We start from the raw sequence: 23,445 nt of genomic DNA, 5'->3' as shown, positions 1-23,445 counted from the left end.
CCTTCGCGAGGATCGCCCCGATGCAAGCAACCCGCCCGCTGTTCGACCGTGTCCTGCTCACCAACGACGACGGATTCGACGCGCCCGGCCTCGACATACTCGAACAGGTCGCCACGCAACTCGCCCGCGAAGTGTGGATCGTCGCTCCAGCCGAAGACCAGAGCGGCACGTCGCATTCGCTGAGCCTGCACGAACCACTGCGCGTGCATCGCAAGGGCGAGCGCCGCTTCGCGGTGCGCGGCACGCCCGGCGACTGCGTCGCGATCGCGGTCAGCCACCTGATGAAGGGCGCGCGACCCGACGTCGTGCTGTCCGGCGTGAATCGCGGCGCGAACCTCGGCACCGAAACGGTGTTTTCCGGCACGGTCGGCGCGGCGATGACGAGCATGCTGGTCGGCGTGCCGGCCATCGCGCTGAGCCAGGCCTTCACCGATCGCAATGCGGTGCCGTGGGGCACCGCGCTCGCGCATGCGCCGGACGTCATCCGACGGCTCGTCGCCGCCGGCTGGGACAGTGACGCGTGCCTCAACGTGAATTTCCCGCCGCGGCCGGCCGACGACGTACGCGGCCTGAAGGTGACGAACCAGGGCGCCGGCACGCTGCAGGGCGTCGAGATCGTGTCGGGACGCGACCCGCGCGAGATCGGCTATCACTGGCTGAAGCTCGCGCGCGCGCCGCGCGACGACGATGCGGATTCGGAAACGGTCGCGCTGGGCGAAGGGTACATCGCGGTCACGCCGCTGAAGTTCGAGCGCACGCACGATCAGGCGCTCGCACGGCTGCGGTCGAACCTCGGCTGATCGATCGCGCGTTCGAACGGACCCGGCGGTGGCGCATACGATGCGCGCGCCGCCGGTTCACCGCGTCAGCCGTCGCCCGTCACCCCATCAAGTCAGGTTCAACCCGCCGTCGAGCATCACGATCTCGCCCGTCACGTAATCGGACGCGACGAGCATCGCGACCGTCTGCGCGATATCGTCCGGCGTCGCCGCGCGACGCATCGGCGCGCGCTCGCGCCAGAGCTGCTGCGCGTCCGTCCAGTCGGCGGTCAGCGGCGTATCGACGAGCCCCGGCGCGACCGCGTTGACGCGAATCGCCGGCGCGAGCGTGCGGGCGAGCAGCCGTGTCGTGTGATTGAGCGCGGCCTTCGCGGCCGCATACGGAATCGACGCGCCCTTCGGCCGCACGCCGGCATGCGAGCTGACGTTCACCACACATCCGGCCCGCCCGCGCGACGCCGACTCGCGCAGCGCGGCCTCCGCTTCGGCCACCAGCCGGAACGGCGCGATCACGTTGATTTCGTGCATCTCGCGCCACACGTCGGGCGTGGCGGCCGCGAGGTCGTCATGCGCGATCACGCGGCTGACGCCCGCGTTGTTGACGAGCACGTCGAGCCGCCCGTGCACGGCGAGCGCGTCGCGAATCAATCTCACGCGCTCGGCATCGTCGGCGAGATCGGCCTGCACGTAAGCCGCGCCGAGTTCACGCGCCATCGCACGCCCGGTCTCGGCCGAGCGACGCGAATGCAGGATCACCGCGTAGCCGTCGGCCGCGAGACGCCGCGCGACGGCCGCGCCGATCCCCGACGTCGAGCCGGTGACGAGCGCGACCGGCCGGTGCAGGCGCGCCGCGCGCGGCTCGCCGGCGGTTTCGGTTTCAGGTGCCGTTTCGGCAATCGGGGCAGACATCGGCGGCAGCGGCGCGTCCATGGCGTGGAACCCAGTCAGTGGCGTTCCCGCATCATAAGCGCGACGGGGCACAGGATCGAGGCGCAATCGATCCGGCCCCTTCGTGCCTGCCGCGCGCGCTGCCCGGTGAGTCGGGCAGCGTCGCCGGCGGCGCGCGTTGACGGCGCGCGCTGCTACTGCGCGCGGGTCGTGCCGCCGGCCGCCAGCAGCGACGGCGCCAGCGCGCTGTTCGGGTCCTGGCCGTTCCACTGGCCGACCCACGCATCGTTCGGGGTCGAGCCCATCACGAAATCGAGCCTGCCGCCGGCCTTGATCTCGTCATAGGTGATGTACGGCCGATGCAGCGGCGCGCCGTTCAGGCTGACCGACTGCACGTAGCGATTGACCGACGACGGTGCGGCGCCCGACGCCGTATGCGCGGTGATCGTGAAGCGTCGCGCACCGCCGAACGTCAACGCGCCGCCGGCGCCGCTGCCTGATGCCATCGGGATGTCGATCGACGCCTCCTCGAACAGCGGCGTGCCGAAATAGAACACGCCGCCCACCGGATTCAGCGAATAGATGCCGAGCGCGGACAGCACGTACCACGCGGACAACTGGCCGCAGTCGTCGTTGCCGGGAATCGCCGCATCGCGCACGCGCCGCGGATCGTTCAGCGCGGCCTTCAGGCTGTCGCCGCTCAGTAATGCACGATCGCCGGCCGTGAGCGTCAGCGAGTACATGTCGTCCATCACCATGCGCACGCGGTCCTGCGTCTTCGACGGCATGCCGGCGACGTCGTACAGGTACGGCAGGTGGTTCGCCGGTTCGTTGCCCGCGAAGTACTGGCCGCTGCGGCCGGTCAGGTCCGGGAAGCCCTGGTTGTACTGGAAGGTCAGCGGGTTGGCCGGATCGAACGTGCGGTCGAGCTGCGCGACGAACTGGCTTGTGCCGCCGAGCAGCGTGATCAACCCCGGGAAGTCGTGGAAGATGTTCCACGTGTCGACCCACGAATTCGATTCGGAGAAGTCGGTCTTCTCGGCGGCCGTCGGATCGAAGCCCGCGACCCAGTTGCCCTGCGCATCCTTCGGCTGCGAGAACTTCCAGCCGTTGTTCGGCGCCGGGTTGAACACGTTCCGGTAGTTCTGGCTGCGCGTCAGATAAGGCTGGTAGTCGGCCGTGCTCTTGCCGGCCGCCTTGCCGACCGCGGCCGTCGCCCAGTCGTCGAACGCATAGTCCTGCGTGGTCGACACCGACGCGTTGTCGCCCGCATAGACGTAGCCGCGCTGGCGATACTGGTCGAAGCCGTGCGCGCTCGCGCGCTGCGTGGTCGTCAACGCGGTCCAGATGTCGTCGATGCCCGCACTCGTCAGGTGCTTCAGGTACGCATCCGCGATCATCGGAATCGACGGGTGGCCGGCCATCGTGAAGGTTTCCGTTTGCGCCAGCGGCCACACCGGCAGCTCGCCCTTGCCGTTCTGCGCGAACTGCGTCAGCAGCGACTTGACCCAGCCGTCGACGCGCTCGGGCTGCACCAGCGTCATCAGCGGCGCCTCGGCGCGGAACGTGTCCCACAGCGAGAACGTCGACGAATAGTCGAAGCCCGGGTTCGCATGCTTGCTGGTGGTCGGCGGCGACGTCGTGCCGTCGTTCGACGAATCCATGCCGACGTAGCTGCCGTCCGCGTTGTTGTAGACCGTCGGCGCGAGCATCGTGCGGTACAGCGACGTGTAGAACATCGTCCGCTGGTCGGCGCTGCCGCCCTTGATCCGGACCCGGTCGAGCGCGGCGCTCCACACGCGCTCCGCCGCGCCGCGCACCTGGTCGAACGACTTTGCGCCGACTTCCGACGCGAGATTGGCCTGCGCATCCGTGATGCTCGACGGCGAGATGCCGACCTTCACCGTGACCGCGCCGCCGTCGCCGCCGTCGGCGAACGTCAGGTACGCCTTGAAGCCGTCCGCGCTGAACGCGACGTGCTGCGTATCGAACGGCTTCGAGAACCGCGCGACGAAATACGTCGGCTTGTCGTTCGCCCAGTTGTTGGTGAACTGCCAGCCGGCGATCGTCCGCGCGTCGACGACCTGGATCTTGCCGCTCGCGGTCGAGCCGCCGATCGGGTTGTCGATGCTCACGATCAGGCTGCGTTTCTGCGTCGCCGCGCTCGGGAAGTACGTGTAGCGATGCACGCCCGCGTGCGTGGTCGCCGTCATTTCCGCGAGAATCTTCGCGCCCTGCACGTTCCACGGCGTGTTGCCGCTGCCGACCGGCGCCAGCTTCACCCGGTAGTAGCCGGGGCTCGCGGTTTCGTCGTCGTGGCTGAACGACGCGTCGTAGGTGATCGATGCATCGGCGGCAACCTTGGCCAGCGTCGCGGTATCGACCGGCGCGAGCGTCGGCAGGAACCGCACTTCGCCGCCCGAGCCGATGCCGGTCCCCGACAGGTGCGTATGCGTGAAGCCGGTAATGAACGGATCGTCGTACTGGTAGCCGGATGTGCGATCCCAGTTCCACGGCAGCGTATGCGCGCCGCCGGCCGTGTCCGGCCCGAGCTGCACCATGCCGAACGGCACGGTCGCGCCCGGATACACGTGGCCGTGGCCGCGCACGCCGCTGCTCCAGTCCGCGTTGATGTCGAGGTTGGCCGTGCCGATCATCGGATCGACGCTACGCAACACCGATCGCTTGTGCGCGCCGCCGTTTTCCCCCTGATCGTTCTGATCGCCCTGGTCGTTCTGGTTGCCTTGATCGTTCTGGTTGCCCGGTGCGTTCGACATCTGCGCGAGCACGCTCGCATCCGTCGCCCCCTGATCGCCCCCGCACCCCGACAACACGGCAAGGCATCCGATACCCACCACGTGACGTAGCTTCATCCGTTCGTCCCTCCCTCTCTCTGCGTCGATCCTGTCGGCAAGACCCGCTCTTCGATCCTCCCGCCCTATTGCGCGCCCGCCGCCCGCGGGAACGACGGCATCGCGGATGCATCGGCGCCCCACGTCGCGGCGCTCGCATCCGCCGTCATCGCATACGTCAGCTTCCCGCCCTTCGCGATGTGCTCGAGCGGCAGCCACGCGGCGGGCCACGACGTGCCGTTCAGCTTCAGCGACTTCACGTAGAACGACGCGCTGTCGCCCGAACCCGCGCCCGGCGCGGCGATGTGCAGCAGGCGGTAGCTGCCGTCCTGCTGCCCGACGCGCACCGTGATCGCCTCGAACTGCGGGCTCGACAGCGCAACGCCGCTCACACCCGGCACGACCGGGTAGAGACCGAGCGCGGCCCACACGTACCAGCCGGACAGTGCGCCGAGATCGTCGTTGCCGGGCAGCCCCGCCGCGCCGGGGCCAAATGCGTTGGCGAGCGACGCGTGCAGCACGCGCTGCGTATGCGACGGCGCGCCGGCCCACGCGTAGACCCACGGCACGGCCATCGTCACTTCGTTGCCGACGTAGAAATACGGCTGCTCGGTGCCGATGTTCAGGTGCGTGAAGAACGTGTCGAGCCGCTTGACGACCGGCGCGGCGCCGCCCGCCTGCGCGATCACGCCGGCGAGATCGTGCGGCACGTACCACGTGTATTGCTCGGCATTGCCTTCCATGAAGCCCGATCCGTCGGTGACCCACGCGCCGGCTGACGTCTTCGGCCGGATCGCGCCGCGATCGAACAGGTGTTGCCAGTTGCCGCTCGACTTCAGCAGCGCGCCGGCCGTCGCCGTGTCGCCAAGCGCCGTCGCGAAGCGCGACACCGCGAAATCGCGCAGGGCGTATTCGAGCGTGTTCGACGCGCTCTGGTTGTCGCCGCTGCCCGATGCGGGCACGTAGCCGAGCCGGTCGTAGTCCGCGCGGCTGCCCATCACCGGCGTGCCCGCGCACGCGGCACCCGGCGCGGTGCTGGCCTTCATGATCGACAGCGCGGCCTGCGTATCGAAGTGCGTAGCGCCGAACGCATACGCGTTCGCCGTGATGATCGAGCCCGCATCGCCGGGCATCACGGCCGTCTCCGTATTGAAGTACGCCCAGCGCGGGAACGCGCCACAGGCCTTCGCATCGAGCACGAGCGACTGCACGATGTCGCTGGTGCGCACCGGATCGAGCAGCGCCTGCAACTGGATGAACGAACGGTCGATGTCCCAGCCGGAGAAATTCGCGTACATCGTGCGGCCGTTTTCGACCCGACGCGTCGGCGCGGTCGATGCGCCGTTCGACGCGTAGAAATCCGGATACTGGCCGTTCACGTCGTTGAACACGTTCGGATGCAGCGACGCGTGATACAGCGCGGTATAGAACTTGGTCTTGTCGGCATCGCTGCCGCCCGCGACCTGGATCGCGTTCAGGCGGGCGTTCCATGCGGCGCTCGCGGCGCGGCGCACCTTGTCGAAACGCCAGTTCCGTTCGCCTCGCGCATCCGTTGCCGGATTCTCCGCACGCAGGTTCGCCTTCGCGTTCGCTTCGCTGACGAACGAGATGCCGAGCTTCATCATCACGTCCGGATGCTTGCTGTCGACGTTGAAGGTCAGCGTGACTGGGCGGTTGTTCGACAGCGCCGGCTTCGCCGCGAACGGCTGGCTGAATTCCGCGTAGTAGTAGACAGGCACCGCATGTCCGGCCCAGCAGAATCCGCCGCCCGCGATCGTGCCCGACAGCGCGCGGTCGCCGACCTGGCTGACCGTGTCACTCGTCGTGCCTTGCGCGCGGTTGTTCAGCACGGTCGGATCGATCGCGATCGTCGCCTGCTGGCCCTGCGCGAGCGCCGGGTACGTGAAGCGCGCGAAGCCGGTGCGCAACGTCGTCGTCAGCTCGGCCTTGATGCCGTTGCCGAGCGTGACGCCGTAATAGCCGGCCTGCGCGGTTTCGTTCGCGTGATCGAACGTGGCCGGCGTGCCGGCGTCGCCGGGCGCGAGCTGCGGCATCACGTTCAGGTAGCCGCCGTTCGCCCAGCAGCCGGTGCCGCTCAGATGCAGGATGCTGAATGCGTTGATCGACGTGTCGCCGTACCAGTAGCCGCCGGAGAAACCGGAGCCGTCGCCCTTGCGCCCGTCGTATTGCGCGGTGGGCGTCATCGGGCTCCACTGCATCATCCCGAACGGCACCGTCGGCCCGGGGAACGTGCCGCCGCCGAGACCCGAGCCGACCGGGTCGGCCGGCTGGTCGGTCGCGTAGTCGGTGCCGATCAGCGGGTTGACGTACTGGACGACGCGGATGTCGGCGTTTTTCCTTGCCGCTTCGTTGCCGCTTTCGTTGCCGTTGCTATTGTCGTTGCCGCCGTTGCCGTTCTCATTGCCCTGCGACTGCGCGGACGTCGACATGTTCGCCGCCACGGCCGACGGCGAATCGCCATCGCCGCCGCAAGAAGCCACGGCCACGCACAGCGCCAGCAGCGCCGTTCCCAACCCCCAGTTCCTCGACATCGCCTGTCTCCGTTTCGTTCTTGAATCAAGCCGTTGGTTCGAACTACTGAGCTTTCGATCAGGAATCTTTTCGTGACTTGTCGCGCACCCGCGCAATCGGTCGAAAATGCCGGGCGCGTATTTATTTCCGCATTCTGGTATCCGAAAAAAGCTGCGCCGACCTATCGAAATACCGGCGCCCAGAAACGGACAATGGACACCAGCGTGCCCAAATAAACGCGTTTTCTCTACCCCGTGTTTTTACGAATTTTTATTTTGTTTATCTAAACAAAAGGCGATTGATTCGATTTTTATACGGAATCCGTCACGGCGAATGCAATTCGCCATTACGGCTGTTTCGGCAGCTCGACATACTCCTCGAGCTCGCCCGCGATATAAAGCCGCTTGCCGATGCGCGGGTATTCGCACACGTCGTGCTCGAGCCGCTGGCCGCCGACGAGCAGCTCCAGCGGCGCATCGCCGGTGTTCTGCACCGTATGCGCGTCACCGCCGCGCGGAAAGCCGATGAAATCGCCGGGCCCGATTTCGCTGGCGTGCTCGCCGATCGTCACCGCGCCGGTGCCGGACAGCACGTACACGAATTCCTCTTCGTACAGGTGGCGGTGATATTCGGCCGATTCGTGACCGGGCATCAGCGTGAGCAGGTGAACGCCGAATTGGGTCAGCCCGGTCAGGTCGCTGAGCGGGCGCTTGAGACGAACGGCATTGGGATTGAGCGAATGCACCGCGCGCGTCGGTTCCATCTTCGCGATATCGGCGGCCTTCAGCAGTTCCCGGGGAAAGGGAGTCGACATGGGGATCTCGCAAGCGTGAATGCTTCGGTTGAACGCAGCGCCGGCGCGGCGCGCGCAGCGGCCATTGTCCGACATTTTCACGCTGGCAAGGGCGCGCCGAACCGCACCCGGCGACGCAGTCAACGCGCGCAATCGGCCAGCAGGTTCGCCAGCACCGACGCGCCGTGCGCGAGGTGCACCGGATCGGCATCTTCCGCTTCGTTGTGGCTGAGCCCGGCCTTGCACGGCACGAACACCATCGCGGACGGCGCGACGTATGACAGGTTCACCGCGTCGTGCCCCGCGCCGCTGCACATCTCCAGGTATGGATAGCCGGCCGCGGCCGTCGCCTGCCGCACGCGCGCGACGCAGTCCGCATCGAACACCACCGGCGCGTATTCGGCGATCGTCTGCACCTGCACGCGCGTGCCACGCAGCGCGGTGCGCTCCATGCAGATCGCCTCGATATCGGCGACGAGTTGCTGCAGCGCCGGCCGCGACGGGTGGCGCACGTCGACGCTGAAGCGCACCTTGCCCGGTATCGTGCTCGGTGAATTCGGCTCGCACGCGACATGGCCGACGGTCACGCGCGCATCGGCATCGAACGCATGGCCGTGCTCGACGATCGCGGCGATCATCGCGGCCGCCACGCCCATCGCGTCGCGGCGCACGCTCATCGGCGTCGTGCCCGCATGCGACTCGAAGCCGGTCACCGTGACGTCGAGCTCGTAAATGCCCTGCACCCCCGTCACGACGCCGATCGGCAAGCCGGCCTGCTCCAGCACCGGCCCCTGCTCGATATGCGCTTCGAAATACGCTTTCGGCATCTGTCGCTCGCGCGCGGTGCCGGCGAAACCGGTGCGTTCGAGTTCGTCGCGCAGCAGCACGCCCGTCTGCATGCACGGGCGCGTCAGGGCGTAGTCGAGATCGAGCGCGCCTGCATAGACGGCCGAGCCCATCATGCCCGGCGTGAAGCGCGAGCCCTCCTCATTGGTCCACGCGACGACGTCGATCGGGTGCCGCGTCGCGATGCCGTGCTCGTTCAGCGTGCGGATCGCCTCGAGGCCCGCGAGCACGCCATAGACGCCGTCGAAGCGGCCGCCGAGCGGCTGGGTGTCGAGATGGCTGCCGCACATCACGGCCGGCAAGCCGGGCTGCGTGCCGGGCCGGCGCGCGAACACGTTGCCGATCGGATCGATGCGGATTTCGCAGCCCGCGGCCTCGCACCATGCGATGAAGCGGCGCCGGCCTTGCGCATCGTCGTCACTCAGCGCGAGCCGGCAACTGCCGCCGTGCGCGGTCGCGCCGATCGTCGCCATCTCCATCAGCGAATCCCACAGTCTCTGCTGGTTCACGCGCATCATCGTCGCCGCTCCTGAAAAGCACCGAGCATATACACTCGACCCAATAAGAAAAATCCAAGATTTCGTTGTGGACGATAATTTTTACTTGTCACCCGGCGTTCCACCCGGACCCCCGTGCTTTCTTTCTCACTGGATCGATCGCCCATGAAGCTCAAGCAACTCGATGCGTTTCTCGCGGTCGCCGAGCATCGCACCATTCGCGGTGCGGCGCGTGCGCTCGGCGTCACGCAGCCGGCCGTCAGCGGCATCGTGCGCGAGCTCGAACACGAGCTGGGCGTGCCGCTCGTCGTGCGCAGCGTCAAGGGGATCGCGCTGACCGATTACGGCAGCGCATTCGCGATTCGCGCGCGGCTGATCGTCGAGGAGATCCAGCGCACGCGCGACGAGATCGAGCAGTTGCGGCTTGGCACGACCGGCTCGGTATCGATCGCGGTCAGCCCGACCGTCGCGTTGACGATCCTGCCGCGCGCGTTCGCGGCCTTCACGCGCGACCTGCCCGGCGCGACGCTGAACGTCGACGATGCACTGACCGCGACGGACCTCGCGCGGCTGCGCGACGGCTCGCTCGACTTCATCGTCACGCACCAACTGTCGAACGCGCTGCCGGACCCGGACGAATTCGCGAGCATTCCGTTGTTCCGCACGGCGTTCGCGGTCGTCGCGCGAAGCCGGCATCGGCTCGCGCGGGCCCGCTCGTTGCGCGAGCTCGTCGATGCGCACTGGTGCGTGCCGCGCTACGGCGAAGGCGGCGACGACCTGATCCGCTCGATCTTCATGCCGTTCGGCCTCGACGTACCGAAACGCGTGGTGCACTGCCCATCGTTTGCCGCGACGCTCGGGCTCGTGTCGCAGACGGAGGCGCTCGGCGTGTTCGCGCGACCGCTCGCCGAGGTCGAACGCCAGTCGCGCGGGATCGTCGCGTTGAATCTCGCCGAGCCGATGCCGGCGCTGACGGTCGCGATCGTGATGCGGCGGCATGCGTTGCTGACGCCGGCCGCACTGCACTTCATCGAGTGCCTGAAGGGTGCGTCCGCAACCGTGTCGGCCGCGGACGACGCGTGACGCTCACCCCACGTGCACGCCGCGCAGCTTCGTCAGCAACGCAACGAGACGATCGATGTGCGCGTCCTCGGTGCGCCACGACGACACGCTGATCCGGAACGCCGGCCGCCCTTGCCACACGGTCGCGCCGAACCACACGTCGCCCGACGCCTGCGCGGCTTCGAGGATCGCCGCCGTTTCCTCGTCGGTACCGGCGCGCACGAGCACCTGGTTCAGCACGACGCGGTTCAGCACGTCGTAGCCGGCCGCACGCAGGCCGTCAGCGACCCGCGCTGCCTGCGCGCAATGCCGCTCGACCATCGTCGCGACGCCGGCGCGGCCGAGCGAACGCAGTGCGGCCCACACGGGAATGCCGCGCGCGCGGCGTGAGAATTCGAGGTTCAGGTTCTTCTGCGCATCGTGCGCGCCGCTCAGGTAGACGGCGTCGCTGTTCATCGCGGTGGCGAGCGCGGCCGCGTCGCGACAGATCACCATCGCGCCGTCGTACGGCGTGTTGAGCCATTTGTGACCGTCGGTCGTCCAGCTGTCCGCGCCGTCGATGCCGTCCGTCAGCGCGCGCTTCGACGACGCGCGCGCCCACAGGCCGAACGCGCCGTCGACGTGCACCCACGCGCCGGCCGCCTTCGCGGGCGGAATCAACGCCGCGAACGGATCGAATTCGCCGGTGTTCACTTCGCCCGCCTGCACGCAGAAAATGGTCATGTCGTCGAGCGGCGGCAACTGCGCCGGGTCGATCCGGCCGTGCATATCGACCGGCGCGACGACGATGCGCTTCATCCCGAAGCCGAGCACGCGCAGCGCCTTCTTCACCGTGATGTGCGCGAGCGCGGAGATCACGACTTTCACTTCCGGCGCGCCGATCAGCCCGTCCTCGTCGATATCCCAGCCCTTGCGCGCGAGCAGCGCGCGCCGCGCGGCCACCAGCGCGACGAGCGTGCAGGCCGTCGCGCTCGTGCCGAAGCCGACCGCGCTGCCTTCGGGCAACCCGAGCGCATCGACGACCCAGCGCGCGGCCTGGCGCTCGAGCGTCGCGGCCACCGGCGAATTCGCATACGACGACGCGCACTGGTCCCACGCGAGCATCAGCCGCTCGGCCGCCGCCGCGGCCGGCAGCGTCGCGCCGATCACGAAGCCGAAGTAGTTCGGGCCGTTCGATGCGACCGTCGCGGGCGTGCCGTGCTCGTCGAGCAGGCGCAGCACGTCGTCCGCCGGGCGGCCTGCATCGGGCAGCGGCTCGTCGAATGCGGCGAGGCCGGCGAGTGCGGCCGCGTCGGGAAACGCGCGCCGCTCGTTCGTTGCAGCCAGATACGCGTGCGCGCGCCGGTCGGCGTCGGCCAGCAGGGAAAGTTCGTCCATGTCGGTTGCCTCGGTCAGGGTCAGAGTTGCGAGAGATCGCGGCCGAGCCGCTGCAGCGCGCCGTCGATCCGCTTGTAATACGTGAACTTGCCGACGCGGGTCGCCTGCACGAGCCCGGCATCCGCGAGGATGCGCATGTGGCGCGTGGTCGTGGCCGGCGCGATGCCGAGCTTCTCGGTGATGTACGTGCAGCACACGCCGAGCTCGTCGACGTCACCATGCGGCTGCGGCGGGAAATGCTTGCGCGGTTGCCTGAGCCAGCGCATCACGGCCAGACGGCTTTCGTTGGCGAGCGCGCTGAGGCGGGTGACGTCGTCCATGGGGGTGCGGATTCGTTTAACGTTTTGAATATTAGCTAAATGACGAAATGTGGGCAATGCAGTCGAAGGGGGATTTCGACGCATGATGACGTTCGCCGGCATGCACCGGCGCACATTCGACGTGATCGCAGCGAGATCGCCGCTTCAACCGCTCGAAGCGCGCGCAGGCAACGTGCTTCAGGCCAGTGCCTGTGCCAGCCTGTCGATCAACGCCCGCACACGCCGCGGCTGCGCCGCACGCCCCGGATAGACGATCTGCAGATCGACTTTGTCCGGCGAGAAGTCTCGAAGGATCTCGACGAGCGCGCCCGACGCCAGATCCCGCTCGACGTCGACCAGCGACTTCAGCGCGATGCCATGCCCCGCGACGCACCACGCGCGCACGAGCGCGCCGTCGTTGGCGACGCGCCGGCCGCGCACCACCACGCGCTTCAAGACGCCGTCGATGCTGAACGGCCATTCGGCGTACAGCTCCTGGCCGAAGCGCATCACGATGCAGTCGTGCGAAGCCAGCTCGTCCGGATGCGCGGGCGTGCCATGCGCAGCGAGATACGCGGGCGACGCGCACACCACGCGCCGCGCACGGCCGAGCGAACGGCTGCGCAACGAACTGTCGGCCAGCGTGCCGCGACGGATCGCGAAATCGAGCCCCTGCCCGACGAGGTCGACATACCCGTCGCCGAGATGCAGGTCGACCGTCACGCCCGGATGGTCGGCCAGGAATGCGTCGACGACCGGTACCACGCGCTCGCGCCCGAGATCGGCCGGTGCGCTCAACCGCACCGGCCCCGACAGCGTCCGCACGCCCAGCCGCACCCGGCTTTCGAGTTCGTCGGCCTCGGCCAGCAGGCGCCGCGCACCGTCCACCAGCGTGCGCCCCTCGTCGGTCAGGCTGATCGCGCGCGTCGTGCGCGTGAGCAGCGCCGCGCCGTAGTGGCGCTCGAGCGCCGTCAGCCGCTCGGACACCGTGGCCGGCGACAGGCCGACCTCGCGGCCCGCCGCGGCCAGCCCGCCCTTCTCCACGATGCGCAGGAACAGCGCGAGGTTGCCGAGCAGCATTATTCGCTCCTTCCGAAGGATATTTTCGCCATCTTCGGGATTATCCGGGAAAGGCGCAAACGGTACATTGGTCGCCTGACGATCGACGCGCGGCCGCGCCGCGCTCACACGACGAAAGGAAACGCACATGGAATACCGTACGCTCGGCCGCTCCGGCCTCCAGGTCCCCGTGCTGAGCTTCGGCGCCGGCACCTTCGGCGGCACCGGCCCGCTGTTCAGTGCATGGGGCAATACCGGCGTCGACGAAGCGCGCCGCCTGATCGACATCTGCCTCGACGCCGGCGTCAACCTGTTCGACACGGCCGACGTGTATTCCGACGGCGCGTCCGAGCGGGTGCTCGGCGCCGCGCTCAAGGGGCGCCGCGACCAGGTGCTAATCTCGACCAAGACGGGCCTGCCGACCGGCGACGGCCCGAACGACGCCGGCACGTCGCGCGCACGGCTGGTGCGCGCCGTCGACGACGCGCTGCGCCGGCTCGACACCGACTACATCGACCTGCTGCAACTCCATGCATTCGACGCCGGCACGCCGGTCGAGGAAGTGATGTCGACGCTCGACGATCTCGTGCGCGCGGGCAAGCTGCGCTACATCGGCGTGTCGAATTTCGCCGGCTGGCAGATCATGAAATCGCTCGCGGCGGCCGACCGGCATGGCTGGTCGCGCTACGTGGCGAACCAGGTGTACTACTCACTCGTCGGCCGCGACTACGAATGGGACCTGATGCCGCTCGGCGCGGACCAGGGCCTCGGCGCGCTGGTGTGGAGCCCGCTCGGCTGGGGGCGGCTCACCGGCAAGATCCGGCGCAATGCGCCGCTGCCCGAAGGCAGCCGGCTGCATGAAACGGCCAGCTACGGGCCGCCGGTCGACGACGCGCGCCTGTACGACGTGGTCGATGCGCTCGATGCGATCGCGGAGGAAACCGGCAAGACGGTGCCGCAAATCGCATTGAAGTGGCTGCTGCAGCGGCCGACCGTGTCGTCGGTGATCGTCGGCGCGCGCAACGAGGAACAGTTGCGGCAGAACCTCGGCGCGGTCGGCTGGGCGCTGACCGATGCGCAGGTCGCGAAACTCGATGCGGCAAGCGCGGTGGAAGCGCCGTATCCGTACTTCCCGTATCGCCGGCAAGCGGCGTTCGCGCGGCTCAATCCGCCGATGCGCGGGTAAGTCGTGGAGGTACGGGCATCAGGCCGGCACGCGGGCCGTGCCAAGCCGCACGACCTTGTCGGTCGGTCCGATGACCGAGCGCCGGTGCGTGATCGCGATCACCGTGACGTCGCGCGCCAGCAGCCGCACGTGCTCCATGATGTCGCGCTCGGTGGCTTCGTCGAGCGCGGAACTCGCCTCGTCGAGAAACAGCACGGTCGGATCGCCGTACAGCGCGCGGGCGATTGCGATGCGCTGACGCTCGCCGCCGGACAGTTTCAGCCCGCGCTCGCCGACCGTCGTGCGAAGCCCGTCCGGCAAGCCCTCGATGAACGGCAGGATCGTGGCCTTCGCGGCCGCGTCACGCAAGCGCCGCGCATCGCGTGGCCGGCCGAGCAGGATGTTGTCCTCCAGGCTTTCGTTCAGCAGCACGACGTCCTGCGGCACGACGGCCACCGCGCCGTACCAGTCGGCACGGTCGATCGTCGCGAGATCGACACCGTCGACGAGAATGCGCCCGGCGGTCGGCTCGATCGACTTCAACGCCAGCCTGAAGACAGTGGACTTCCCCGCGCCGGTTTCGCCGACAATGAACGTGATGCCGCCGCGCTCGGCCACGAAATCGACGTCGCGCACGCCGCGCCCGTTGCCGTATGCATAGCCGACGCGCTCGAACACGATGCGCCCTTCGCGCGGCACGAACGCCGACGCGTGCGACACCTGCCGCTCCTCGGGCGCCGTCCAGAGCGCGGTGAACGGCACGAGCGCGGCGCGGGAGCGCACACTCTCGTCGATCGAGCGCGCGAGCATGTCGAACGGCAGGTTCAGTTGCAGCAGCAGCGTGTTGAACAGCACGATGTCGCCGATCGACAGCGCGCCGGCCGCATGACGCGGCAACAGCAGCCAGAACGTTACCGAGAACTGGACTGCGAGGCCGAGCCCCAGCAGCGCAAGAAAACCTACGTGCTGCATCACGTAGGCGCGCCAGTTGTCGCGCTCGGCGCGCGCCTTCTCCGCGAAACGCTCGCTCATCCAGCGGTGGCTGCCGAAATGCCGGAGCGTCTCCATCGCGTTGATCGCGCCGCCGACGAACCGCGCATTGTCCTGCCCGGCCTCGATCGCGCGATCCAGGTACACCCGCGAGCGCCGCGCGGAAACGATCGCGATCGTCACCGCGATCGCGCCATACGCAGCGGTGATGGCCGCCACTTCGAGGTTGATCATTGCGCCCAGCGTGACGAGGGTGAAGACGATCTGGAGCGTGCCGGGGATCAAATCCATCAGCGCAAGCTGCACGAGCACCGCCAGCGCGCGGCTGCCGCGCGTATTCGCGCTCTGGATTTCGGTGGGATTGTGTTCGACGAAGAACGCCGTGGTTTTCTTCAGGACGCGCTCGAAAAAGCGCGTGCTGGTGATGAATCCCAGATTCCCGGACGTCATGAAGGCGAGGTACTGCACGACGCGTTGCAGCGCGCTGGACAGGCCCAGCAGCACCGCGTAGACCACGAAGCCCGCCATGAGCGCGTGCAGCGCGCCGCGATGCGACAGCGCGTCGATCAGGCGCGAGAACAGATACGGAGCGGCAACGGCGGTGGCACTCGACAGCACGACGACGGCCGCAACCGTCAGTAACATCCAGCGATCGGCCTTCCAGTAGGCGCGCAGCACCTCGGTGATCGGATTCGGTGCGTGGTGTTCGTTCATGGCGCAATGGACCGGGGCGCGGCCCGGATGGCGACAGGCGGCCAAAAAGTCTAGCAGACTGAAAGAAAGCCCACCGCACCGTTCGGGCTGCACGACGGTAGCCGCATGCAGTTGCGCTGTGACATCAGAAAACGCGAGCACCGCGGCCCCCCATCGTGCCCCTGCCCTCTTGTCGTTGCGCCCCGCGACCGGTCTGGCCGGCAACGCTCTTCCCTCCTCGAAAGGCTCACGAACATGAACGTTGCCGATACCGGCCTGACTGTACGCGTGGTTGGGAGTAGACGACTACGATCAATGGCTGCCGCAATGGGATCACAACCGCTTCTTCGATAGCCGCTTCGACGCCACGCTACCGCCGCACATCACGCAGCTCATGTGGTCGCGCTCCTTCGACGGCTACGAACCGGTGTTCGCGCTGGTCGCGGAGCGTCACGGCAGGCCGGTCGGGTTCGCGCATTCCTGCGCCACCGCAGCACGACGCACGTCGGGCCGTCCTGCTATCTGCAGGATCTGTCCACGCTCGACAGCGAACACGGCAAAGGTGTCGGCCGCGCGCTGATCGAAGCGGTGTACGACGCCGCGCGCCGACATCGTGCCGAATACGTGCACTGGCTGGCAGACGCACGCGACGGATCACACAGCGCAGCGCGCCCGACGACACCGGCGCGGCACGAACGGCAGGATTTACAGAAAGATGCTTCCGCGCTGAGTACAGTTGATCGGGTATTCAACTCACTCTCATTCAACGCATCGACGACCCGCCACGTGCACCCCGACCGTCGGGGGGACATGGCCCCCAACCCCGGGTAGCCCGCGGGATACAAATTCGTCCTTTCACCGGATTTTTGTATCCTCGGGGACACCATTTCGATGTCTCAGTTTTCGTCGCCAATAATGGGGGCAGATTAATCCTGTTGATCGGCCATTCCCCTGCTCTGCGGCCTCAAATTTCGGCTATACGCTCCTCGCATGTCCCACGAAATCAAACGCCCTCGGTCTCATCCGACGGCTTGTCCGTCCCCGGTCGTTCCGTCGGCGTACCATTGATCGCAGCCACGAGCGCCAGCACCCCGCGCCTTTCTCGCAGCTTCAGTTCTCGAAAGCCCGCGAGGAGCAGTTCTTCGTCGCTGGTTAGCGCCAAAGTTACGGGGTCGGACGTACGGCCAGTCAGCAAATACTGGACATCTACACCCAAGTCCGCGATCCCCACCAGATAACTCACGTCCGGAAGCCTCGCCCCTTTTTCGTAGTTGACCTGCGCATGTTGTTGAACGCCTCCCGCCGCCGCGAATTCGGTCTGGTTCATCCCCAGTCGCTTTCGCTCCAGCCTCAGGCGTACGGAAAATATATCCGGTTGATTCATTTTTATTGACATATGCTCATTTGATACATAACATGGCAGGTATGGTCGATCGGATACCGACGGTAGCGAGATGCATCTGACAATGCCGTCGCTCTCTCACAGGAGGCGTTATGACTTCCACCTATGAAATCTGCGGCGCACTCTCCGTCGTCGGTCACTTCCGACGCAATCACGCACAGCAGTTCGCGCAGAGCTTGCCCGCTTCCGCGACCGTCTACTGCGTCACCGACGCCGTCACGCATTCGGTCATGATCCGCCTTCGCGGTGCACTTACCGATCAAGAAGTCACCTCCATTGAAGGAAAATTGAAAGAATTCTCCCAGAAGTGGGCCCGGACCGCCGCCGTATTCAGTCGCATACGGTTCGGGGAACGATCTCTCATGCCTCTCGCGCCGGGCCGACATGTCGAGCGGTTGAAAGGTCCGGCGACAGAATACGTCCGGCATCACACGTCTACGCCGCCACATTCTGATGCTCAAAACACTCAGGTACTGGCAGCTCCGCTCGGATAATCCGCTTAGCCTAGCTAAAAGCTGGAATTCTGGGCCCAATCGTGACATTGATTTCCCCCTAACCTCTGGAGGTTCGCAATGGAAGAGCCCGCACCGTACAGCCTCTCAGGCGCACTGTCCGTCCAGGACGACTTGGACGATGAACAACTCGATCGGGTATCCCGGCACCTGAGCGGTATCGCCAGCGTGTACGTGAAACACGACGCCGTCGCGCATACCGTTTCATTGTGTATCTCGGGTACGTTGATGCGTGACGATGCGCGTTACATCGAACAACGCATCGAACGCTTCGCCGAAGAGCATGCTCGTGCGGCCTCTATTCTACTTAGCGAGTGGAACGGCGTGACGAGCGAGCTTGTTGTCGGAATGAACTGGGACGCCCAGTGCCTCATCAAGCTGGCAGCGATCCAGGAACAACTTGGAAAGCTCCCGGAACGATATTTCGATTTTCTCTTGCGACTGGAACCCGCAGGTGCACCAGCGCGTGGCAAGCAGTTCTTGTCTGTTTCGATCGAGACCAGCGACGATCAGCAGGTTGTATAACGCAAGTTCAGCGTTGCAGACACGCTGCGAGTATAAGATGTCGAGGTGCGAAAGCACGGTGCCGACTCGCGCTCGTTCAGCATAGGTGCGCGCGATGAGTCGGTCACACATTCGAATTGAAAATCGCACGAAGCATCCGCGTCGCCTATCAGTCGCACGCGCTCAACGCAATGGCCGAGCCTTGATCCACAGAAACAGCGGCACGCGCGCCCACTGCTTCAACTGATCCGTATCGGCATGATCCGGCGGCGGTTCGCGCAACGACACGATCGCGAACCCGGCCGCTTCCAGCGCCTCCATGTACGCCTGCAGCGGCAGCGACCAGCCCGCGAAGTGCATCGACAGCCCGTCGCGTGTTTCCACTCCGTCGAAATGCTCGCGCCCGAAATAGCTGCCCGTCAGCACGAACGGCGCATCGGGCTGTGGCCCGGCAAAGCTACCGCGATCGCGGAACGGATGCACGAGCGAGATGAACAGCGTGCCGTCCGGCTTCAGCACGCGGCGCGCCTCGTGTAAGGCGCCCTGCATGTCGTCGAGATCCATCAGCACGTTGTACGCCATCACGAGATCGAAGCTGGCCGTGTCGAACGGCAGCGCGGCCGCGTCCGCCAGTCGATAGCGATGCGCGGAATCCGCATGACGCGCGGCATCGAGCATCGCGGGCACCGCGTCGCTCGCGGTCACGTCGTAACCGAGCGCCTTCAACTCACGGCTCACGCGGCCTTCGCCGCAGCCGACCTCCAGCGCGACGCCCGTGCCGCGACCGATGTAGGCCGCGAGCCCCGCGCGATATTTCCAGAACGCATCGTGGCCCGGCTTGCCGGCCCAGCCAATCCATTGGTCGGCGACCCGCGTCCAGTGTTCGGTAATGGCTTTCGTGTCGGTCATGCGTGCTCCCGATCGGTCTGCGTCGTAGGCCCAAGATGCGCATGGTAAGCCGAAGCGCATCGACGCGATTGCGTGCAAGCGGAATCCGCTTTCCGTCGGGAGCAAGTCGATTGGTTCACTCAATCCCACGGATTCAGAATCGCGACACCGGTTTCAACGAAATCGGCAACGTTGCGCGTCACGACGGTCATGCCATGCACGATCGCCGACGCAGCAATGAGCGCGTCCCGCTCGTATCGCCGGTCCGGCACATGAAGCCGTGCGCATCGTTGGGCGACAGCAGTATCGACCGGTAACACGCGCCCGGCGAACTCGGGCAGGACGTGCCCGTCGAGCCATGCCCTGAGAAGCGCCCCCTGTTCCGCGTCCCTGCGCCCGACCTGCAAGACGCCCGTCTCCAGCTCCATGATCGTGATGGCCGAGACGAACAGCACCGGCGCATCGACGGTCGAACACCAGGCCGCCACGTTCCTGTCCGCCTTGCCCGCCCGCACCTTCCGGAGTTCCCAAACCACATTGGTATCGAGAACGAACATCATCAGAAATCGACCTCCTTGATCTTGACGTTTGCGCGCGGCGGGTCGAACTCGATGTCCTCGACACCCGGCATGGCGAGCGCGTCGGCAATGTTGCGCCGCTGCCGGGTGAGACGCTGGTATTCCTCGAAACTCAGCAGCACATGGGCCGGCCTGCCGCGATCGGTAATGAACACGGGGCCGTCCTTTGTCGCCTTCTTTGCCTTGGTCACGTCCTGGTTGAGTTCACGACTCGAGAGCGTGGTGATGGTCACAATGAACTCCTGGAAGCCATATATGTAGGTTTGTTACTACAATATATGATTCCGTGTCATTCCTCGCCCTGTGCGGCGGATTCCTCGCGATGCCGGTAGCAACGTCCTACAGTTACGAGAAACAATCCGCACCGCCGCGCATCGCCTCCGCTCGACGATGCGCACCGATTCCGAGGAAAATCGATGCCGAGTATCTATGCCGTGCCCGCCGATGCCCCGCCGAGCCCCGTCGCGGCGGAAACACGTATGGTGCACGATGTGGCGACGCTGCGGCCGTCCGACTACCGTTCGGCGGACGGCGCGTCGTGGGTCATCTCCGTCATCACGCCGGCCGCAGACAGCGGCGCACGCGTCACGGGCAGTACATATTTCGACACCGCGAAAGGTCAGACCGTCCCGGTACCCGACGCGCGCCGCCGCTATGCGAATCGCGGCACGTGGCAGGTCGTCGCGAGTTCGAGCCCGGCGGTGCCCGCGACGGGTCGCTACGACTGGCTCACGCTCGCGTGGCTGCCGATCAACCGGCGGCCGCTACCGCAAACGGCCGAGCATCTGTATTCGCCGTTCATTCGCGGCGGCACGATCGTCTATCGTTGGAATCCGTCCGCGGAAGGCGGCGAGCAGTTCGGCAACGTGCGGATGATCTTTCCGGAATGGACGCAGCAGGTGGCCGATGCGTTGCGGTCCGCGCCCGCGGGGATGCAGGACGGCGCGTCGTCGGCCCCGCAACCGGCGCTCGACCGCCTGAAAGCCGACACGAACCCGATGACTGCCGTGCTCGACTTCGCCGATGCGCTGCGCGACGAACCGATGGAACAGATCATTGCGCGGCTACCCGCGCTGCTGCGGGTGAAGGACCGGCATGCACTCTCGGCGATCGTGTACCTGTGCCTGTCCGCGCCGCGCGCGGAAGACCGGTCGCGCTTCGTCGAAACGATCAACGCGACGATCGCGGGCACCGACGACCGCGCCCGCCTGCTGGCGATCGCGTATGGCGCATTCGCCGCAGGGCGGACGCAACCGGTTCCGTTCCGCGACGGCGCGCAGAGGGCGTTCATCGACGATGTATTCGGCGCGCTGAAACAGCGGACGGCGGCGCTTGGCGTACCGGTCGCGCAAGGGTCGCCGTGGTACGAGTTCTTTACCGCGTATCGGCTTGGCGGCGCAGCTTCAGGCAAAGCCCCGTAACGCAGAGCCTCGCGTGCGAACGAAACGAACCGCGAACGCACGGCGCGACGGCGGCCATCTGCGTCCTCATTCATGTCACGCGTGAGTGAATGCCCTGTGCTCGCATCTGGCAGCGTTCCTATTCCGTTGAATCAGCCGATATGCAGCGGCGTGCGGCCGCGCCCACCGACCGCCACAAGGCATTCACGCACGCATGCATGACGCTGAAAAAGCGGCCGCTCGCGAGCGGAGCGGCCGTCAAGGAGAGATCCCTATGCGGGATACCGGCGGACACCACACCAAACCGGCCTGCGTATTGTTGATGAACGACATGCCGCTGACCATCAGACCGGTCTGATTCGCTGCATATCGGCGCGAACATCACGCAGTCCTGAGCTACGTGTGGACCCATCACGATCCGCAACACGCCGTTACGTTCTCGGCGGGAACCCCCATACGCGGCAACCGGTCGAAACGCCGCACGACCGCCGACGGCCTGAATGCCGCGGCGGACCATCCGCTCACCTGCCCCGCTCGATCACGTCCATTCTCCTATTTCATGCTGAGCATCGGTCCCTTCTCGATCCGCGTCGTCGCGGTAGCCGTCGCCGCGCTGCTGGCGTGGCTCGTCGCGCGCGTCATCCAGCGCCGTCCGCCCGACGGGCATCACAAGAGCGCGTCGAGCCTGATCCTCGACGTACTGCTGCTCGGGTTGATCGCCGCGCGCGTCGGTTATGTCGCGCAATGGTGGCCAGACTATGCGGCGTCGCCGCGCGCGATCGTCGCGCTCGGCGATGGCGGCTTCGATGCGCGCATCGGTATCGCGGCCGCGCTGGTGTTCGTCGGGTGGCGCTTGCGTCGCCTGCCGGCGCTGCGTCAGCCGGTGCTGGCCGGCATCGTCGCCGGCCTCGGTGCGTGGGGCATCGCGCAAGGCACGCTGGCGACGCTGCAGCGCGGCGCGCCGCCGCTTGCCGCGATGCCGCTCCAGGCACTCGATTCAACGCCCGTGTTGCCGGCGGGCTTCGTCGGCAAGCCGGTCGTCGTGAACCTGTGGGCGACGTGGTGCGCGCCGTGCCGACGCGAGATGCCGATCCTCGAACAGGCGCAGCGCGACCATCCGGGCATCACCGTGCTGATGCTCAACCAGGGGGAAAACGCGCAAGCCGTGCGCGCATTCCTCGAACAGCAGAGCCTGCGCTTCGATCACGTGCTGCTCGATCCTTCGCTGCACGCGATGCACACGTATGGCTCGCGCGGGCTGCCGACCACGTTGTTCTTCAACGCGAAAGGCGAACTCGTCGAATCGCACATGGGCGAGCTGACCGCCGCGCGGCTGAAGGACACCGTCACGCAGTGCTTCAGGCAGTAACGCGCGGCGACGGACCGGCAGCGGCGCCGCGCCGCTTCGTCACATCCGCGCTTCGACCGCGGCCAGCCGGGCGGGCAAGTGTTCCCGCAGCGCATCGACGGCGGCCCGCACTTTCAGCGGCAGGTGCGGCGTGGCCGGCCACACCGCGTGGATCGGGTAGACGACGCCCGGCTGCGCCGGCAGCAGCTCCCGCAACGCGCCGCCGCGCAATGCGTCGCGCACCAGCCAGTACGGCAGCCACGCGACGCCGAGATCGGCAAGGGCGGCATCCATCAACGCACGCAGGTCGTCGGACAGCAGCCGGACGGCGGGCTGCAATTCCACGCGCTCGCCGTCGACGAGAACGGGCCAGCGATGCACCTGGCCAAAGCGCGTATAAGCCAGCGCCTTGTGCTGCTCCAGTTCCCGCCAGGTTTGCGGTTCGCCGTATCGGCTCAGGTAAGCCGGCGACGCGCAGAACGCCATCCGGTGCTCGGCCAGCGCTCGCGCGACCAGTCCGCTGCTGTTCGGCAACGTGCCGATGCGCACCGCGAGATCGAAGCGCTCCTCGGCCAGATCGACGGACCGGTCGCTGAAGGACAGCTCCAGATCGAGGTCCGGGTGCGCCTTCGCGACGCCGATCAGGATCGGCGCGACGCACAGATGGCCGAACAGCGTCGGCATCGACACGCGCAGCCGCCCTTTCATCTGCCACTTGCCGGTTTCGAGCAGCGCCTCGCCGGCCTGGATCTCGTCCATCGCACGCAGGCAATGCTCGTAGAACAGCGAACCCTCGTCGGTCAGGCTCTGGCTGCGCGTCGTTCGGTGAAACAGCACGACGCCGAGCCGTTCCTCGAGGCGCGCGATGCTTTTGCCGACGGCCGAGCGCGTGATGTGCAGCTTCTCGGCGGCCTGCGCGAAGCTGCTCGCTTCCACCGCGGCGACGAACACGTCGATGCCTTTCAGGTTGTTTCGCATCCG

The 23,445-nt window shown here is 66.8% G+C and carries 21 protein-coding genes and 1 pseudogene; 8 read left to right on the top strand and 14 right to left on the bottom strand.

Annotated features, from left to right (window positions below):
• The first annotated feature begins 20 nt into the window (after positions 1-20).
• Positions 21-800, top strand: a complete 780-nt coding sequence (gene surE / locus DTA15_RS07055) for a 5'/3'-nucleotidase SurE (protein WP_006486298.1) — start codon at positions 21-23, stop codon at positions 798-800.
• A gap of 87 nt (positions 801-887) precedes the next feature.
• On the opposite strand, the gene DTA15_RS07050 is transcribed toward surE, so the two are convergent.
• From DTA15_RS07050 to DTA15_RS07030, 5 genes are all read right to left on the bottom strand, one after another.
• Complete coding sequence (locus DTA15_RS07050; protein WP_006493314.1) at positions 888-1,709, bottom strand: SDR family NAD(P)-dependent oxidoreductase; 822 nt, start codon at positions 1,707-1,709, stop codon at positions 888-890.
• A gap of 152 nt (positions 1,710-1,861) precedes the next feature.
• Entirely contained in the window at positions 1,862-4,540 is a 2,679-nt protein-coding gene (locus tag DTA15_RS07045) for a GH92 family glycosyl hydrolase (RefSeq protein WP_012493082.1), read from the bottom strand.
• Between the two features lie 65 nt (positions 4,541-4,605).
• Positions 4,606-7,071 (bottom strand): GH92 family glycosyl hydrolase, encoded by a 2,466-nt coding sequence (locus DTA15_RS07040; RefSeq protein WP_006493304.1) that lies wholly within the window; start codon positions 7,069-7,071, stop codon positions 4,606-4,608.
• 326 nt (positions 7,072-7,397) lie between these two features.
• Positions 7,398-7,865: a cupin domain-containing protein gene (locus tag DTA15_RS07035; protein WP_006488377.1), complete on the bottom strand. Its 468-nt coding sequence runs from the start codon at positions 7,863-7,865 to the stop codon at positions 7,398-7,400.
• A gap of 119 nt (positions 7,866-7,984) precedes the next feature.
• On the bottom strand, positions 7,985-9,208 hold the full coding sequence (locus tag DTA15_RS07030) for a Zn-dependent hydrolase (protein WP_006488437.1): 1,224 nt from the start codon (positions 9,206-9,208) through the stop codon (positions 7,985-7,987).
• A 144-nt stretch (positions 9,209-9,352) separates the two neighbouring features.
• On the opposite strand from DTA15_RS07030, the gene DTA15_RS07025 reads away from it, so the two are divergent.
• Positions 9,353-10,270 (top strand): LysR family transcriptional regulator, encoded by a 918-nt coding sequence (locus DTA15_RS07025; RefSeq protein ID WP_006488454.1) that lies wholly within the window; start codon positions 9,353-9,355, stop codon positions 10,268-10,270.
• Positions 10,271-10,273: 3 nt separating this feature from the next.
• On the opposite strand, the gene DTA15_RS07020 is transcribed toward DTA15_RS07025, so the two are convergent.
• The 3 genes from DTA15_RS07020 to DTA15_RS07010 form a co-directional block, all read right to left on the bottom strand.
• Positions 10,274-11,626, bottom strand: a complete 1,353-nt coding sequence (locus tag DTA15_RS07020) for a pyridoxal phosphate-dependent decarboxylase family protein (protein WP_006488420.1) — start codon at positions 11,624-11,626, stop codon at positions 10,274-10,276.
• A gap of 20 nt (positions 11,627-11,646) precedes the next feature.
• Positions 11,647-11,946, bottom strand: a complete 300-nt coding sequence (locus tag DTA15_RS07015) for an ArsR/SmtB family transcription factor (protein WP_006488445.1) — start codon at positions 11,944-11,946, stop codon at positions 11,647-11,649.
• Between the two features lie 177 nt (positions 11,947-12,123).
• Positions 12,124-13,005 carry a LysR family transcriptional regulator gene (locus DTA15_RS07010; protein WP_006488460.1) on the bottom strand — a complete coding sequence of 294 codons (882 nt, stop codon included), beginning with the start codon at positions 13,003-13,005 and terminating at the stop codon, positions 12,124-12,126.
• Between the two features lie 127 nt (positions 13,006-13,132).
• Here DTA15_RS07010 and DTA15_RS07005 point away from each other — a divergent pair, with 127 nt between their 5' ends.
• A complete protein-coding gene (locus DTA15_RS07005; RefSeq protein WP_006488337.1) occupies positions 13,133-14,170 on the top strand; it encodes an aldo/keto reductase in 1,038 nt (345 codons plus the stop codon).
• Between the two features lie 18 nt (positions 14,171-14,188).
• Here DTA15_RS07005 and DTA15_RS07000 read toward each other — a convergent pair whose 3' ends face one another.
• Entirely contained in the window at positions 14,189-15,853 is a 1,665-nt protein-coding gene (locus tag DTA15_RS07000) for an ABC transporter ATP-binding protein (RefSeq protein WP_006488277.1), read from the bottom strand.
• A gap of 234 nt (positions 15,854-16,087) precedes the next feature.
• Here DTA15_RS07000 and DTA15_RS06995 point away from each other — a divergent pair.
• Positions 16,088-16,562 (top strand): annotated as a pseudogene (locus tag DTA15_RS06995) (GNAT family N-acetyltransferase).
• Between the two features lie 273 nt (positions 16,563-16,835).
• Here DTA15_RS06995 and DTA15_RS06985 read toward each other — a convergent pair.
• Positions 16,836-17,159 carry a helix-turn-helix domain-containing protein gene (locus DTA15_RS06985; RefSeq protein ID WP_227743184.1) on the bottom strand — a complete coding sequence of 108 codons (324 nt, stop codon included), beginning with the start codon at positions 17,157-17,159 and terminating at the stop codon, positions 16,836-16,838.
• 167 nt (positions 17,160-17,326) lie between these two features.
• On the opposite strand from DTA15_RS06985, the gene DTA15_RS06980 reads away from it, so the two are divergent.
• Positions 17,327-17,728: a hypothetical protein gene (locus DTA15_RS06980; RefSeq protein ID WP_012493078.1), complete on the top strand. Its 402-nt coding sequence runs from the start codon at positions 17,327-17,329 to the stop codon at positions 17,726-17,728.
• A gap of 78 nt (positions 17,729-17,806) precedes the next feature.
• Positions 17,807-18,271, top strand: coding sequence for a hypothetical protein (locus tag DTA15_RS06975; protein WP_012493077.1), 465 nt, complete (start codon positions 17,807-17,809; stop codon positions 18,269-18,271).
• A 162-nt stretch (positions 18,272-18,433) separates the two neighbouring features.
• Here the strand turns inward: DTA15_RS06975 and DTA15_RS06970 are convergent, their stop codons facing one another.
• The 3 genes from DTA15_RS06970 to DTA15_RS06960 form a co-directional block, all read right to left on the bottom strand.
• The gene (locus tag DTA15_RS06970; protein WP_006493299.1) at positions 18,434-19,159 is read right to left on the bottom strand and encodes a class I SAM-dependent methyltransferase; all 726 of its coding nucleotides are present in this window, start codon (positions 19,157-19,159) and stop codon (positions 18,434-18,436) included.
• 119 nt (positions 19,160-19,278) lie between these two features.
• Positions 19,279-19,698 (bottom strand): type II toxin-antitoxin system VapC family toxin, encoded by a 420-nt coding sequence (locus tag DTA15_RS06965; protein WP_006488311.1) that lies wholly within the window; start codon positions 19,696-19,698, stop codon positions 19,279-19,281.
• Positions 19,698-19,949, bottom strand: a complete 252-nt coding sequence (locus tag DTA15_RS06960) for a type II toxin-antitoxin system Phd/YefM family antitoxin (protein WP_006488452.1) — start codon at positions 19,947-19,949, stop codon at positions 19,698-19,700. The genes DTA15_RS06965 and DTA15_RS06960 overlap by 1 nt, the downstream gene beginning before the upstream one ends.
• Positions 19,950-20,132: 183 nt before the next feature.
• Between DTA15_RS06960 and DTA15_RS06955 the strand changes: the two genes are divergently transcribed.
• Both DTA15_RS06955 and DTA15_RS06950 read left to right on the top strand, forming a co-directional pair.
• On the top strand, positions 20,133-21,137 hold the full coding sequence (locus DTA15_RS06955) for a hypothetical protein (RefSeq protein ID WP_012493075.1): 1,005 nt from the start codon (positions 20,133-20,135) through the stop codon (positions 21,135-21,137).
• A gap of 538 nt (positions 21,138-21,675) precedes the next feature.
• Positions 21,676-22,485, top strand: a complete 810-nt coding sequence (locus DTA15_RS06950) for a TlpA family protein disulfide reductase (RefSeq protein WP_012493073.1) — start codon at positions 21,676-21,678, stop codon at positions 22,483-22,485.
• A gap of 39 nt (positions 22,486-22,524) precedes the next feature.
• Here DTA15_RS06950 and DTA15_RS06945 read toward each other — a convergent pair whose 3' ends face one another.
• Positions 22,525-23,442: a LysR family transcriptional regulator gene (locus DTA15_RS06945; protein ID WP_006488379.1), complete on the bottom strand. Its 918-nt coding sequence runs from the start codon at positions 23,440-23,442 to the stop codon at positions 22,525-22,527.
• Between the last annotated feature and the right edge of the window lie 3 nt (positions 23,443-23,445).

It is taken from the genome of Burkholderia cenocepacia, assembly GCF_900446215.1.
Classification (GTDB): domain Bacteria; phylum Pseudomonadota; class Gammaproteobacteria; order Burkholderiales; family Burkholderiaceae; genus Burkholderia; species Burkholderia cenocepacia.
Note: the sequence above shows the minus strand (reverse complement) of the source record. Positions and strands in the feature narration are given on the sequence as shown.

What these genes read in the sequence shown, in the direction of transcription:
- DTA15_RS07025 (WP_006488454.1), top strand. Translation starts at nt 9,353, where the DNA reads ATGAAGCTCAAGCAACTCGATGCGTTTCTCGCGGTCGCCGAGCATCGC.
- DTA15_RS07015 (WP_006488445.1), bottom strand. Translation starts at nt 11,946, where the DNA reads ATGGACGACGTCACCCGCCTCAGCGCGCTCGCCAACGAAAGCCGTCTG.
- DTA15_RS06955 (WP_012493075.1), top strand. Translation starts at nt 20,133, where the DNA reads ATGCCGAGTATCTATGCCGTGCCCGCCGATGCCCCGCCGAGCCCCGTC.
- DTA15_RS06950 (WP_012493073.1), top strand. Translation starts at nt 21,676, where the DNA reads ATGCTGAGCATCGGTCCCTTCTCGATCCGCGTCGTCGCGGTAGCCGTC.
- DTA15_RS07035 (WP_006488377.1), bottom strand. Translation starts at nt 7,865, where the DNA reads ATGTCGACTCCCTTTCCCCGGGAACTGCTGAAGGCCGCCGATATCGCG.
- DTA15_RS07010 (WP_006488460.1), bottom strand. Translation starts at nt 13,005, where the DNA reads ATGCTGCTCGGCAACCTCGCGCTGTTCCTGCGCATCGTGGAGAAGGGC.
- DTA15_RS07030 (WP_006488437.1), bottom strand. Translation starts at nt 9,208, where the DNA reads ATGATGCGCGTGAACCAGCAGAGACTGTGGGATTCGCTGATGGAGATG.
- DTA15_RS07045 (WP_012493082.1), bottom strand. Translation starts at nt 4,540, where the DNA reads ATGAAGCTACGTCACGTGGTGGGTATCGGATGCCTTGCCGTGTTGTCG.
- DTA15_RS07020 (WP_006488420.1), bottom strand. Translation starts at nt 11,626, where the DNA reads ATGGACGAACTTTCCCTGCTGGCCGACGCCGACCGGCGCGCGCACGCG.
- DTA15_RS06975 (WP_012493077.1), top strand. Translation starts at nt 17,807, where the DNA reads ATGGAAGAGCCCGCACCGTACAGCCTCTCAGGCGCACTGTCCGTCCAG.
- DTA15_RS07000 (WP_006488277.1), bottom strand. Translation starts at nt 15,853, where the DNA reads ATGAACGAACACCACGCACCGAATCCGATCACCGAGGTGCTGCGCGCC.
- DTA15_RS06980 (WP_012493078.1), top strand. Translation starts at nt 17,327, where the DNA reads ATGACTTCCACCTATGAAATCTGCGGCGCACTCTCCGTCGTCGGTCAC.
- DTA15_RS06970 (WP_006493299.1), bottom strand. Translation starts at nt 19,159, where the DNA reads ATGACCGACACGAAAGCCATTACCGAACACTGGACGCGGGTCGCCGAC.
- DTA15_RS07050 (WP_006493314.1), bottom strand. Translation starts at nt 1,709, where the DNA reads ATGGACGCGCCGCTGCCGCCGATGTCTGCCCCGATTGCCGAAACGGCA.
- DTA15_RS07005 (WP_006488337.1), top strand. Translation starts at nt 13,133, where the DNA reads ATGGAATACCGTACGCTCGGCCGCTCCGGCCTCCAGGTCCCCGTGCTG.
- surE (WP_006486298.1), top strand. Translation starts at nt 21, where the DNA reads ATGCAAGCAACCCGCCCGCTGTTCGACCGTGTCCTGCTCACCAACGAC.
- DTA15_RS06965 (WP_006488311.1), bottom strand. Translation starts at nt 19,698, where the DNA reads ATGATGTTCGTTCTCGATACCAATGTGGTTTGGGAACTCCGGAAGGTG.
- DTA15_RS06985 (WP_227743184.1), bottom strand. Translation starts at nt 17,159, where the DNA reads ATGAACCAGACCGAATTCGCGGCGGCGGGAGGCGTTCAACAACATGCG.
- DTA15_RS06945 (WP_006488379.1), bottom strand. Translation starts at nt 23,442, where the DNA reads ATGCGAAACAACCTGAAAGGCATCGACGTGTTCGTCGCCGCGGTGGAA.
- DTA15_RS07040 (WP_006493304.1), bottom strand. Translation starts at nt 7,071, where the DNA reads ATGTCGAGGAACTGGGGGTTGGGAACGGCGCTGCTGGCGCTGTGCGTG.